This is a genomic window from Salinifilum aidingensis, from assembly GCF_054782015.1.
The window spans coordinates 110,346-122,563 of sequence record NZ_BAAGTH010000008.1 but is presented as its reverse complement, the minus strand read 5'-3'; the positions used below and the strand labels follow the sequence as shown (position 1 = coordinate 122,563).

At 69.4% G+C, this 12,218-nt stretch carries 15 protein-coding genes, 1 tRNA gene and 1 pseudogene; 2 read left to right on the top strand and 15 right to left on the bottom strand.

The genetic code is table 11. The features are described 5' to 3' along the window. Positions 1–288, bottom strand: a complete 288-nt coding sequence (locus ACYVJE_RS12690) for a hypothetical protein (protein ID WP_461144599.1) — start codon at positions 286–288, stop codon at positions 1–3. 194 nt (positions 289–482) lie between these two features. Continuing rightward, positions 483–1,430: a pseudouridine synthase gene (locus ACYVJE_RS12685; RefSeq protein WP_461144598.1), complete on the bottom strand. Its 948-nt coding sequence runs from the start codon at positions 1,428–1,430 to the stop codon at positions 483–485. Positions 1,431–1,581: 151 nt separating this feature from the next. On the opposite strand from ACYVJE_RS12685, the pseudogene ACYVJE_RS12680 reads away from it, so the two are divergent. Continuing rightward, positions 1,582–1,776: pseudogene (locus ACYVJE_RS12680) on the top strand (type I methionyl aminopeptidase); the annotation flags it as partial. A 69-nt stretch (positions 1,777–1,845) separates the two neighbouring features. Here ACYVJE_RS12680 and ACYVJE_RS12675 read toward each other — a convergent pair. After that, entirely contained in the window at positions 1,846–2,853 is a 1,008-nt protein-coding gene (locus ACYVJE_RS12675; protein WP_459159365.1) for a DUF368 domain-containing protein, read from the bottom strand. A 230-nt stretch (positions 2,854–3,083) separates the two neighbouring features. Beyond that, positions 3,084–3,800: an SDR family NAD(P)-dependent oxidoreductase gene (locus tag ACYVJE_RS12670; RefSeq protein WP_461144597.1), complete on the bottom strand. Its 717-nt coding sequence runs from the start codon at positions 3,798–3,800 to the stop codon at positions 3,084–3,086. 341 nt (positions 3,801–4,141) lie between these two features. On the opposite strand from ACYVJE_RS12670, the gene ACYVJE_RS12665 reads away from it, so the two are divergent. Then, positions 4,142–4,218 (top strand) — tRNA-Pro (locus tag ACYVJE_RS12665). 78 nt (positions 4,219–4,296) lie between these two features. On the opposite strand, the gene ACYVJE_RS12660 is transcribed toward ACYVJE_RS12665, so the two are convergent. The 11 genes from ACYVJE_RS12660 to ACYVJE_RS12610 form a co-directional block, all read right to left on the bottom strand. Continuing rightward, positions 4,297–5,499, bottom strand: coding sequence for a tyrosine-type recombinase/integrase (locus tag ACYVJE_RS12660; protein WP_461144596.1), 1,203 nt, complete (start codon positions 5,497–5,499; stop codon positions 4,297–4,299). Continuing rightward, the gene (locus tag ACYVJE_RS12655) at positions 5,496–5,714 is read right to left on the bottom strand and encodes a helix-turn-helix transcriptional regulator (RefSeq protein WP_461144595.1); all 219 of its coding nucleotides are present in this window, start codon (positions 5,712–5,714) and stop codon (positions 5,496–5,498) included. The genes ACYVJE_RS12660 and ACYVJE_RS12655 overlap by 4 nt, the downstream gene beginning before the upstream one ends. 24 nt (positions 5,715–5,738) lie before the next feature. After that, positions 5,739–7,307: a replication initiator gene (locus ACYVJE_RS12650; protein ID WP_461144594.1), complete on the bottom strand. Its 1,569-nt coding sequence runs from the start codon at positions 7,305–7,307 to the stop codon at positions 5,739–5,741. After that, positions 7,304–7,498, bottom strand: coding sequence for a hypothetical protein (locus tag ACYVJE_RS12645; protein WP_461144593.1), 195 nt, complete (start codon positions 7,496–7,498; stop codon positions 7,304–7,306). Before ACYVJE_RS12645 ends, ACYVJE_RS12650 begins: the two co-directional genes overlap by 4 nt. Beyond that, entirely contained in the window at positions 7,495–7,770 is a 276-nt protein-coding gene (locus ACYVJE_RS12640; RefSeq protein WP_461144592.1) for a hypothetical protein, read from the bottom strand. Before ACYVJE_RS12640 ends, ACYVJE_RS12645 begins: the two co-directional genes overlap by 4 nt. A gap of 94 nt (positions 7,771–7,864) precedes the next feature. Then, positions 7,865–8,683 (bottom strand): FtsK/SpoIIIE domain-containing protein, encoded by an 819-nt coding sequence (locus ACYVJE_RS12635; RefSeq protein ID WP_461144591.1) that lies wholly within the window; start codon positions 8,681–8,683, stop codon positions 7,865–7,867. After that, on the bottom strand, positions 8,673–9,476 hold the full coding sequence (locus tag ACYVJE_RS12630) for a hypothetical protein (RefSeq protein WP_461144590.1): 804 nt from the start codon (positions 9,474–9,476) through the stop codon (positions 8,673–8,675). Before ACYVJE_RS12630 ends, ACYVJE_RS12635 begins: the two co-directional genes overlap by 11 nt. Before the next feature lie 103 nt (positions 9,477–9,579). Further along, positions 9,580–9,840, bottom strand: a complete 261-nt coding sequence (locus ACYVJE_RS12625) for a hypothetical protein (protein ID WP_461144589.1) — start codon at positions 9,838–9,840, stop codon at positions 9,580–9,582. Positions 9,841–9,876: 36 nt separating this feature from the next. Next, positions 9,877–10,224: a hypothetical protein gene (locus tag ACYVJE_RS12620; protein ID WP_461144588.1), complete on the bottom strand. Its 348-nt coding sequence runs from the start codon at positions 10,222–10,224 to the stop codon at positions 9,877–9,879. 112 nt (positions 10,225–10,336) lie between these two features. Then, positions 10,337–10,915 carry a flavoprotein gene (locus tag ACYVJE_RS12615; RefSeq protein WP_461144587.1) on the bottom strand — a complete coding sequence of 193 codons (579 nt, stop codon included), beginning with the start codon at positions 10,913–10,915 and terminating at the stop codon, positions 10,337–10,339. Next, positions 10,912–12,150: a helix-turn-helix domain-containing protein gene (locus ACYVJE_RS12610; protein WP_461144586.1), complete on the bottom strand. Its 1,239-nt coding sequence runs from the start codon at positions 12,148–12,150 to the stop codon at positions 10,912–10,914. The genes ACYVJE_RS12615 and ACYVJE_RS12610 overlap by 4 nt, the downstream gene beginning before the upstream one ends. Positions 12,151–12,218 lie beyond the last annotated feature (68 nt).

Genomic DNA, 12,218 nt, shown 5'->3' with positions numbered 1-12,218 from the left:
TCACTCCTGCTCGCCGCTCGTCCGGGGATCCTCCTGCGCGCCCTCCTCCGCGGAGCGGTCCTCATCCGCGAGGTGCCAGTCGCGCATCAGCACCCGGGTGAGAAAACCGCACAGCACCACCGAGAACAGCACCGCGACCAGCATCCACAGCGGAACGCCGAGCACGAGCGGGCCGATCGTCCCCTCCGGCAAGTACCAGGGGACGCCGGCGAGCAGAATCACCACCAGACCGGCCCAGACCCCCGGCTTGCGGATGGGTTCCTGGCCGCGCGGTCGCGCAGTCGGCACCGTTGCCATCCCGTCGTCGCATCGCGAATCGTTCGATCCCGGCGGTGGTGGGTGACCACCCCGCCGTGGTCGCCCGGGATGCGGACGGCCGCGGCGGACAGGTGCGGACGCCGACGATCCCGGGTCGCGGTGATCGAACCGATGTCCGGCGGAACAGCCTGCTGCGGAAGCAGCGATCCGTCAAGTGACGACGATCATGCCCGGTCCGGCCAGCGCCCCGCCGCCCACGCGCGGTAGTCGTCCCACGCCTGCAGGTGCTGCCGCGTCTCGAACCGCCGCACGCGCCCGCTGACGGGGTCGGTGAACTCGAGCGCGCTCGCCAGCAGCTGCAGCGGGCGGGTGAACTCGCCCGGGGGCCGGACGGCCACGCGCGGGTACAGGTCGTCGCCGAGGATCGGCGTGCCGAGGTGGTTCATGTGCGCGCGCAGCTGGTGGGTGCGGCCGGTGCGCGGGACGAGCCGGTAGTGGCCCAGAGCGCCGCGCTGCTCGAGCAGTTCGACCTCGGTGGCGCTGTTGGGCGGCCCGGGGAGCGTCTGCGCCGCCCGGCACCCCGGCTCCTTCTCCAGCCGGGTGCGCACCACCCGCGGGAACTCCGCAGTGGAGCGCCGCCCCGCGACCGCGCGGTACTCCTTGTGCACGCGACGCTGCTGGAACAGCTTCTGGTAGGTACCGCGCCGCGCCGGGTTGACCACCAGCAGCAGCACCCCGGCGGTCATGCGGTCCAGCCGGTGCGCGGCGACGAGCTGCGGAAGGCCCAGCCGCTGGCGCAGCCGCGCCAGCGCCGTCTGCAGCACGTGCTGCCCGCGCGGGGTCGTGGCGAGGAAGTGCGGCTTGTCGACGACGAGGATGTCCTCGTCGCGGTGCAGGATCCCGACTTCGAAGGGGACCGGGGTCTCCGCGGGCGGCTCGCGGTGGATCCAGATCTTCGCGCCGGGCGCGAACGCGGCGTCCGCCCCGAGCGGTCCGGAGGCGTCGGCGATGTCGCCGGCGCGGAACTTCGCCGCCAGCTGCTCGGCGGAGGCGTGGAAGCGCTCCCGCAGGTAGGCCCAGAGCGTGTCCCACTGCTCCTGCCGGGGGAGCTTGACCGGGGTCGCGTCCACTCCGTTCCGCTGCGGCAGCGGGGATCGCCTGCTGCGTGCCACGCGCCCAGGTTACCGAGGTGCGCTGCGCACCGGCGGTGGCCTCGCACCTGCGCCGTTCCGCTCAGTGCTGCCGGGCGTGGGCGGCTGCGACGTGCTCGTCCGGCACGCAGGTCCCGCGGCGGGCGAGGCTCCTGCCCCGGGGACGAGGTCGGGCCGCGCCGGCCGGGGACTGCTCCTGCGCCCCGGCCTGACCCTCGCGGTGGAACCCTGGTTCGCGCGCACCACCGACCGCGTCGTCACCGACGCCGACGGCTGGAGCTTGCGCTCCGCGGACGGCTCGGCGACGGCGCACACCGAACACACGCTCGCGGTGACCGAAGGAGGAGCGCGCGTGCTGACGGCTTGAGCGCGACCGGGCCCCGACGCGGCAGTGGCCGGCCCCGAGCGGGGACCGGCCACTGCCGCGGGGTGCTGCTCAGGTGCGCGGGATCTGCTGGGTGTCCTCCATCGACGCGTCACCACCGGGCCCGCCGGGCTGCTCGGAGGTGAAGCGGCGCTCGACCACGAGCACGGCCACGACGACGAGGAACCCGATCGCGAACATGCCGATGCCCGCCCCCAGGTGCGCGTCCGGGGCGACGAACTCGCGGTCGTCGTTCTGCCACGGCCACAGCGCGCGCAGGCTGCCCGCCATCACACCGGTGAGCACGACCAGGGTGATCTGCTCGCGGTGCTCGAGCAGCCACTGCAGCAGCTTCACGATCGAAGCGAGCCCGATCACCGCGCCGAGGAAGAACAGCCCGATGTAGGCCAGATCGCGATCGTTGACCGCGGAGATCGTGGGTTCGTAGAGGCCGAAGGTCAGCAGGATGAACGACCCGGACAGCCCCGGCAGGATGAGGGCGGAGACCGCCACCATCGCCGCCGGCACGACCGCGACCGGCGTGGCCGCGACATCGCTCGGTGGCAGGCTGACCACCACGTACGTCGCCGCGGCGACCACGACGGCGATGACGAGGTTGCGCCCGCCCCAGGCGGCGCGGTCCGGGCGGGGCCGGGGAGCGCGCGCGGCGAGCGAGAACGGGACCCACAGCGACGCGAGCACGAGCCCGAAGAACAGGGCGCTCGTGTGGACCGGGTAGCCGGTGACGAACCCTTCCATGAAGCGGGCCATCACCAGCACCGCGAACGCCATGCCCACGACCACGGGGAGCACGACGCCCCACCGCACCTCGCGGAACTCGGCGGTGGCCCGGCCCAGGCCGCGACCCTTCGGCAGGTCGACGGCCGCCCGGCGGACCCCGGAGAACAGGTGTCCGGCTGATGTGATGAGCGCTTCGTACACACCGGTGATCAGCGCGACCGTACCGCCGCTCACCCCCGGCACCGTTTCCGCGGTGCCGATCAGCGCACCGCGCACCGCGTTCAGAACACTCCTCGACCAGGACGGCCCGGCGGCCGTGCGGGGGAGGGACTTCGTCACCAGCTCTCCTTGACCTTCACGGGACGGCCAGCGCGGTGGCTGCCGCGGCAGCACCCGGCGCCGGCCGGCTCAACAACGGGGTCGTGCGCTCGACACTACTGAAGGCGCGGTGCGCGGGCGCGCAGGCCCTGGTCAGCCGTCCGTTCTGCCGCTTCGGTCGGGCTCTGCGGGGCATTCGGGGAAGATGCCGGGGAGATCTTCGGTGCGCCCGTTGCTCAGGACCCCGTTGCTCAGGACAGGGAGTAGCCGCCGTCGACGAGCAGTTCGGTGCCGGCGCAGTAGGCGGCCTCGTCGCTGAGCAGCCAGGCGATGGCCGCGGCGATCTCCTCGGGGGTGGCGAACCGGCCCGCGGGGGTGCCCTGCAGCCAGCCGTCGAAGAGCTCGGACTTGCCCTCGACGAGGCTGGTGCGCACGTACCCGGGGGAGATGGCGTTGACCCGCACGCCGCGCCCGGTCCACTCGACCGCGAGCGAGCGCGTCAGCGCGCTCACCGCGGCCTTGGAGGAGTTGTAGGCGGCCTGCTTCTGCGGAACGTTGACGACGTGGTTGCCGGACATCGAGGCGACGTTGACGATCCGGCCGCCGCCGGCCTCCAGCATGGCCCTGCCGAAGGTGGAGCAGGCCAGGAACACGCCGCGCAGGTTGACGCCGAGCACGCGGTCGAACTCCGCGGCGCTCATCTCCTCGGCGGGCACGTCGTCCTCGACCACGCCGGCCGCGGTGACGAGCCCGTCGACACCGCCGGCCTGCTCGAGGACGCGGGACAGGGCGGCGGAGACGTCGTGCTCGTCGGTGACGTCGCACGGCACGTGCTCCCCGACGTCGGCGGGAGCGCGGTCGAGGGCGAACACCCGGGCGCCGCGCGCGGCGAGCGTTGCGCAGGTCTGGTGGCCGATGCCGCCCGCGGCACCGGTGACCGCGATCCGGGCGTTGTCGAACCAGCTCACGTGGGCCTCCTGGTGAAGTCACCGCTGTCGGGCGGAGGCGACCGGCCGGTGCCGCACTCCGGGACAACGCTCGGCCGGCGCGGACGCCTGCCGCGGGGCGGGGGAGTGGTCGTTCTTCAGCCGCGGAGGGTAGTGATCTTCGTCCGCGGATGCACGCGGTGCTCGGGTGTCGAGCTCGGGACGCGCCGGCTCGATGTCCGGAATTTTTTGCATCCGCAACTTCAGTGTTGGTTGAAATTCAACCCAGTCGCGCTCACCGAGCAGGTGCGCTGCGAGAACGGCTGAGGAGGGGGGTCTGATCGCGCTGGTGCGGCGTGCGCTAGAGTAGGGGCACACCGCAACGGGACGTAGCGCAGTTTGGTAGCGCACCTGACTGGGGGTCAGGGGGTCGTGGGTTCAAATCCCGCCGTCCCGACCAACGGCGAAGCCCGCTGATCTGGCTTGAAAGCACAGGTCAGCGGGCTTTTCTTGTCTGATTCGAGATCAGCGCGCACGATCACACCGCCCTCAAGTGGGGACCACGTGGGGACCGCTCGCCCTTCAAGAATGCGGACAGGGCGGCCCCGGCATCGTTGATCGATTGCTGGTTCGGGTGGATGTAGCGCTGGGTCGTGGTGATGTTGCCGTGGCCGGCCACCTTGCGGAGCACGTGCACCGGAACGCCGGCGTCGGCCATCCACGTGAGCCCGGTGTGCCGGAGGTCGTGCCGGCGCAGGTGCTCGTGACCGAGCTCGGTAACCACCTCGTCCCAGCAGGTGGCGTCGCGGAGTACAGCGGAGCTGATGCGCCCCCCGCGAGGGCCGGTGAACAACCGGGCGTCCGGGTCGTCGCCCACGGCTGCCAACCGGCGCGAGACGAGCTCGCGCACCTCGGGGATGAGCGGAACGGTCCGCGCACGCTTGCCCTTGGTCCCCTTGTCCACGAGACCACCGGGCGACGTCGTGGTCTGCCGCCGCACCGTCCACGTCCACGAGCCGGTGTCGATGTCGCCGGCCCGGCAGCCGGAAACCTCACCGATGCGGGCAGCAGTGCACGCGGCGAAGATGACGACCTCGCCCCAGCCCTCGTACTCGTTCGAGGACCGATGCACCAGAGCATCGGCGAGGTGCCGGAGAGCACCCCAGTCGGGGAGGGCCAGCGATCGCGGATCTTCGAGTTCGTCTTCAGCCGCCCGGTAGGCCGATTGCCATCCGGTAACTCGTGCTGGGTTGCGGTCGACAATGCCATCCCGCACGGCTTGTTCCATAATCCGAACGAGAACGGCCACCGTGTTTTTCACGCTGGACTTGCCACAGCCCTCGGCGATCCAGTTGTGCACCGCGCGGTCTACCGCTCCGTTGGTAATCATGCGTACCGGCAGGTGCCCCAACGTCGGCACCACGCGCTGCCGCCAGCCCGTCAGATAGGGATCGCGCGTCTTCATCTCGAGGCCGCGCAAGGCGAACTCCATCGCGCTCTCCCCGTACTCCGCCAGGGTCATCGTGGCCACGTCCGGTGTGACGCCCCCGGCGGCAGCCCGCTTCATCCCGTCGATCCAGGTTTGGGCCTCCTCGCGGGTGGCGAAGGCTTCTGAACGGGACCGGCGCTTCTTGGACGTCGGGTCGATCCAACGGACCCGAGCGCGGTAGGGCGCTCTGCGTCCCTCCCGGTGCTCCACGTCCGACGAAAGATTCGCTCCGACCGGTGGTGTCGTGCTCATCGGGTCGCCTCGCTCGGGTTGACGCGTCGAGCGTCCAACCACTGTTCGACGTCCTCGGCGTGGTACATGGTGACCCGGTCCGAGATCTGCACGAACGGTGGTCCCTGTGGCGGGGCCATCGTTCTCCACCGACGTAGCGTCGAGCCGTCGATGCCGAGGACTTTCGCCAACTCCTCCGTCGTGTACCACTGGCCTTCTAGCAGTTTCACGGTCATGGTCTCCCTTTCGTACACAGTGGATCAACGTTGCCCGTCTGCGTCACGTGCTGCCTGTCGCTGCTCGCGTGCCTTCGCCGCGGCCGTGTTGGCGAGTTGGGCATCGGCGTTGGTGTGCCATCCGATGCCGGCGTAGGTGAGGTGTCCGAGCGTGAGAATGTCGGGCTCGTCGCCGGGTTCTGCGGTGCTGGTGGGGGCCTGCTGCGGTTGAGTGCGGTTCCAGTCGCGGCGGGCGGCGCGTAGCGCGCCGAGGGTGGTGGAGTAGCGGCGGCTCTTGGTGGAGAAGTGCCCGCCGAAGCCGAGCTGGTGGGCCCACCGGTGCAGCCGGGCCCAGGCGCGCTGGAAAGCGAGGCGTTCGGCGACGTCATCGTCGAGCTCGGCAACCCGGCGCTCGTAGAAGTCGGGGAGTTCGGCGTGCTCGGTGTCGGGATCGGTGTCCGGGAGCTGGCCGAGGTACCAGCACGCGGCGATGAGTCGGCCGGGATGGGTGTGCGGATCGGCGTAGTGGCCTACGGTCTCGTGGGTGAGCCGGCGGGATACGTGGCCGGTGTCTTCGGTGGCCTTCGTGGCGTACTTCGCGAGGTAGCCGGCGACGGCGTGGTCGGAGAGGGCACCGGCCTCGTCGGTGTCGCGCGCGGTCAGCTGCACCTGGCGGGTGTCGATCGAGCGGTGACCCCAGTGCAGCAGCCAGCCGTCGGGTTTGTCCGGGTGCCGCGGGGTGCGGTACGTGGTCGCTTCTGCTGCCTGGCGGATGCGCTGCTCGAGCACGCCAGGATGGATGCGCGGGTCGGGCGGCACGACGACTGCCGGGTTGTCCGGGTCGTAGCCGTCGAGGCGGATCAGGGCGTGGAAGTGCACCACGCCGCGCGCTTGGAACTCGGCGACCTTGGCGAACGAGATGCGCAGCTGAGCGCCGCAGGACTTGCCGAGACGGGTGATCTCGCGGCGCAGGTTGATGGTGGTGCGTCGCCAGAGTTCCCCGGCTTGGGAGTTGAACACCACTTGGGCGTGGTGGTCGTAGCAGTCGAGGCAGAACGGCCGGCCGGCGTACTCGTCGCCGGATTCGTGGCGCTGCAGGCAGGAGAAGGTGACTCCGTGCGGGCAGACGTGGGGGTTCCGCCGGGGATGGCAGGGCTTGCCGGACTTGTGTGCGGCGTGGACTTCGCCGAACGAGGGCGCGGCGAGGGTGACGAACACGGTGGGGTGCTCGGCCACCGTCTCGGGCACCCCCTTGCCGCCGAGGAGGCCGGAGTGCACGAGGTGGAAGGTGTCACTGCGGTAGGTCTCGGCGCAGGACGGGCAGACCGTTGCGCGGCGGTTGCCGCACGGGGTGTAGAGGACGCCATCGGGGGCTCGTGTGGCATCCAGGTCCGAGAGGACTTCACCGGTGTTCGCGTCGGCTGTGCGGGCGCGGCCGGTGAGTCGGACGGGGAAGCGGCAACCGGCGGCCGGGGTGATGTGCGCCAGCCACCGGTCGTAGTCGGGTTGGCTGGCGCGGTGCACGAGGCCGGCCAGTGTGGTGGGCTCGGCGACAGCACCCGTCCCCAGCACCGGGCCGGCGCTGGGGACGAGTGGTGTGGTCGAGACGGTCACGGGTTTCGTTCCTCGTCGGTGAGTTGGGTTCCGGTCAGGTACAGCCCGCAGGAATCGCACCAGTAGCGCTGCCGTACGAGGTCGGTGCTGCCGGGCGGAAGTGCGTCGACTCGGATCACGTGGCCTCGGGGGCAGCGGTAGCGGTGCTGCATGGCCACTTGGGCTTCGCTGGCGACGCGTCGCTGGGTCATTCGGGGCGCTCCGTGGCGCGGTGTCCAGGAAATACGGGGTTCGCCTCGAGGTCGGTGACGGTGGCCCAGACGTGGTCGTCGACGGGTTCGCCGTGAGCGCGGCAGACGGGGACGATGCCGTCCGCGTGGAACTGGTCTGTGGGGAAGGCGGTGTAGTCCCCCGTGCGCGGGCTGATGCCCAGTCGGTAGGCCTCGATTTCGGTGATGCCGTCGTACTCGACGAACAGCCAGACCTCGTCCGCGGCAATGGCGAGGGGATAGGTCACGTACATGAGCTGTCCTTTCGGTCTCGTTTCGAGCGGTGTTGGGCACACTCCGCCCGGGTGAGGAATGCGCAGGGTTTTCGAAAAGCTTGTTCTGCGGCCGCTACGCGGCGTGCGGGGAGCGGATGTGGTGGGCGTACTCCACCAGCCTGTAGATGTCCGGGTCTGTGAGGTATGCGTACTTCATCCGCCGCGGCACTCCGCCTTCGGCGAGCAACAGCCCGACGCCGAGGTTTTCGGGGGCGATCGCGGTGGCCGAGTAGCCCTGTTGAGCCCAGCCGCGGCCGAGGATCGTGTCCGAGCTGGCATCCGTCGTGCACCGGAAGGCGCAGCGGTAGGCGAAGATGTCGCGCAGGGAGGTCGGCACGATGTCCGCTGAGGGCCGCTGCGTCGCCGCCACGACGATCATGCCGGCGGCGCGCCCACGGGCCACGAGGTCCCGCAGCAGGCGCACGAACTGCTCTTGTTGCTCCTTGCTCCCGAGAGTGGCGCTGAACAGGGCGATTTCGTCGATGACGGCCACGACCACATCAACCGGGTCGACCGGGCCGATCTTGCGCCGCCGGACCTTGTCCAGCTCGGCGTAGCGCCGGTCCATTTCCGCCTGGAGCTGTTCCAGCCGCCGGATGGCGTCGTCGACGTCTGGCCCGACGAACACGTCAGCGACGCTGCGCCACAACCCGAGTTCGACCTGTTTGCCATCGAAGAGCCACAGTTGGCAGTCCTGGCACATGGAGGCGTGCCCGAGGATGTTCTGCACCCCGTTGGATTTGCCGGAACCCGGCTCCCCGCCGAACAGGATGTTGCGGTAGATCAGCTCGATGTCGACGCGGTTCCCGTGCTCGTCGATGCCCAGGTGCACGGGATCGTAGATCGACAGTCCAGCCACGGGTACCGAGATGGTTCCGTTCTCAGTCAACATAGTCGCTCAGGTCCTCTCCGTTCACGACCACCGCAGGGGTGGTGGCGGGCTTCGTCGCGGTCTTGGTGCTGGAGGTCGTTGCACTTTCGCTGCGCGGTGCGGAATTCGCTTCGCGGTCCGTATCCGTTGTGTGCGAGTCCTTCGCCGAGGGAGCGGCCTTGATCGGGGTTACGCTCGTTCCGGACGTGGCGTGGTTGCTGCGCCAGCGCGACAGGGGCGAGGTGACCGGCTGTTTCGAGTCGAGCGGATCGCGGCGGACGATGTCGACCGCGACGAAGGTGGAAATCTTCTTCGGTTTGTGCAGTTGGGCGTTCCGGGCAAAGCAGGCCGGGGCCAGGAACTCCAGGGACCGCTCGATGTCGGTGGCTGCCATTCCGGCGGGCAGCCACGCCCAGATGCGTTCCCCCGTCTTGGTGGGTCGAGCCCACAGCAGGTACGGGTACGACCCGTCACGGGTCATCGTGCGGATCTTCGTGCGGGTCAGGGCCGCCCGCAGTCGGTGCCGGTCGAGAACGCACCACATGCGGGCGAGGAGGAACCGGCGCGAGTGGGGCACGAGCAACAGCGCGGCGGGCACGCCGAGCATCACTACCCACGTCACGACGGGGTTGCCGAACGAATCGACCCAGAGGAACGCAGCGATCAGGAGTGCCACAGCGGTCAACTCGGTGCGGCACCGCAAGAGCAGGCCGAGAATTCTGACCGCGAGCGACTGCTGCGGTCGGGGCAGCAGTTCGGAGACGGAGACGTCGCCGCTCGCGGGCTGACGTTGGGCGCGGCTAGACTTGGGCATGACTCGTAGCCCTCCTAGGCAGAGTCGAATGAGGAAGACGAAGGGTCGGGACCGGCGACGGAACCGCCAAGAACCACAGCCGGTCCCGGACCTTCGCAGCTGGTTACAAACGCGGTGTCGAGATCTGCGAGTGATCCACACCGGCACGTGCGAATTCGTATTTGGCCATAGCCAGCGAGGCCAGCCCATCCAGGACGTGACGGGCCCAATTGATCTCACTCAAGGCGTCGAAGTCGTGCTGGCCGATCTCGTTGGCACGTCGAAAGCGGTTGACGTAGAAGACGCTCCATGAGTGCTGCTCTGCGCAGAGCGCTTCCCATTGCTTCCACAACTCGGATGCTGCGGTGTCATCGGAGTGCGTCATCGTTGTTCCTGGTGGTCAGTTCACCGATGGGAGGCGTCAGGACGACTGGCTCGACGACGCCGACTTGCTCGAGCTCGGGGTGGAGACAGGGGTGATGGAGCTGGCGCGGAACGCCACACCGTTGCGACCGTTCTGTGCCCAGGGAATCGCCTGAAGTTCTGCCGGGTTGACGGCCTGACCCTTCGCGACCTGAGGCGGGTTGGCTCCCGCGACGGTCACGTTGATGACCTCGGCCCCGCCTTCGTCTACGGCAACCAGCTGCACAGCGAACAATGGTTCCTTCGTGTTGCGGTCGGTGCGCTGAATCCCGTTCTGGTCGTTCTTCGGCGTGGCTTCGCGGCCCACGGTGAACGACACGTGCGACGTATCAACAAGCAGACGCATGACAAAGCCCTCCTCGGCTCGGTCTCTTCTCGGTGGAAGCTCCGTCATCGCGGAGTGACACCAGTAGACCGCCGAGGAGGGATCATGACCCGGACAAACTGTCCGGGTAGGTTTACGCGGGGTCTGGACGGTTCACGTAGGCGTCGTTGACCGCCTGCAAAAGCGCAGGCCACGGCTCTTCTTTGCCGGGCGGGGCCTGCCTCGGCTCGTGCAGCGGCCAGACGTGTTCACCGTAGACGAGGTGGACGCCGACGCTGCGGAGCGCGGTGATGTGCTGTTCCCACATGGGCTGTCGAGCGTGGGCGGCGTTGACGCGCGGGAAGACCACCACGGGCACGCTCTGGCCGCCGATGGCCTCGCATGCGGCTGTCAGGAGCTGGTTGTCCGCCAGGCCGAGGGCGAGTTTGGCGACGGTGTTGGCGCTGGCGGGGATGACCGCGTAGACGTCGATCGGCGGGTGCGGGCTTGCTTCCCCGGGCATGCGGGGTTGTACGCGAACCTCGTAACCGGTCGTCACCTCGAGCCGTTGCCTCTCACCGAGGTCGTCAAGCCAGGTCGCGGCCGTCGGGCTGACGATGATGGCCACCGACCAGCCAGCCTCGATGGCCGGCTGCACGAACTTCTCCCGGATGCGTTCAGTCCCGCCGGCAGCGGTCACCAGCAGGCCGAGCGTGGGGCGCTCTCCGGTCACTGCAACGCCCTGCAACGCTCTGCGAGCCCGGCGAGGGGAGAGGACTTCGCACCGCCGGTGATGGGCGCTCGGCGGTGCATCGCCTTGACGGTTTCGCGCACGCCGGGGTTGTGTCGCACGAGCTGCGGTGCGGCCTGCTCAGCGGAGAGCAGGTACTGCAACGCCGGTTCGTCTTCGGCGACCATGCTCTTCGCCCGGGCGACGTCGATCATGTGCGTCACGCGTCGTTCCACGGGGAGATGATCCACCACGACCGACGGTCCGTGCTCGACGACGTAAGGCACGTCACCCAGGTCGAGCGCAGCGGCCAGGCGGTGCAGCTCGACGTTGGTCGGGCCGAACCCGGTCTGCCAGTAGTTGCCGTCCTCGTTGAGGCTCCGCGCAGCGGAGGAAGCCTGCCGCAGCAGCTCCGTCGCGGTCTGGCGGTCCTGCCGCCGAGCGGCCGCGATGGCGGTGCGCAGGTGCAGCATGCCGTACAGGCTCAGCGCGGAGGGATCGCGCCTGGCCATCTGCGGGGCGAGCCACTCCGAGGCGGTGTTGCCCAGCGACAACGCGTCGTCGAACCGGCCGACGGCCAACAGCGCGTGCGTGCCGGCTCGTGACGCAGAGGCCAGCACGAGCGGGTCGCCGGAGTGGTCGGCGGCCTGCATGGCTCGTTCCGCGGCGATCCAGGACAGGTCGGCTTCACCGACCTTGCTCAACGCTGTGGCGGCGAGGTGGTGCGTGCGTGCGGAGACGGCCCAGCACGCCGATACGTCGCCCTCACCGGCGTTCGCGGCTTCCTCGAGCTGCTGCGCCGTCTCGATGAGGCCGGGCAGCGAGGAGACCACGCGGCCGAGCCGGCCCGACTGGTAGCCGTCCCAGGCCTGCTCGACGAAGTGCGCCGAGGCGGCAGGGTTCACGTTGACCGGCGGGGCAGCGGTCCCGAACAAGGTCCGCGACAGCCGCCGCGGGGACATGAGGGCATCGCGCACGGCCGGGATGTCGTCGTGGTCCTCATCGTCTTCCATGAGCACCGGCTGACCGAACAGGTCCGCCACGGTCACCCGCAGTGCACGAGCCACGTCCGAGACGACGTCCAGCCTGCGGACCTCCCGCTCACCGCGCTCGATCTTGCTCAGCCAGTCCACCTTGCGACCAACCAGGTTGGCGAGGACCTCCTGAGTCAGACCGCGCCGCCGCCGGTAGAACTTGATCCGTTCCCCGACGGTCATCTGGTCACCGGCTCCACGCATAGATCCAATCCTACCCGCGGAAAAGCGATGGCGCATACACCAAACAGGTGCAAGAGGAAGTAACGATG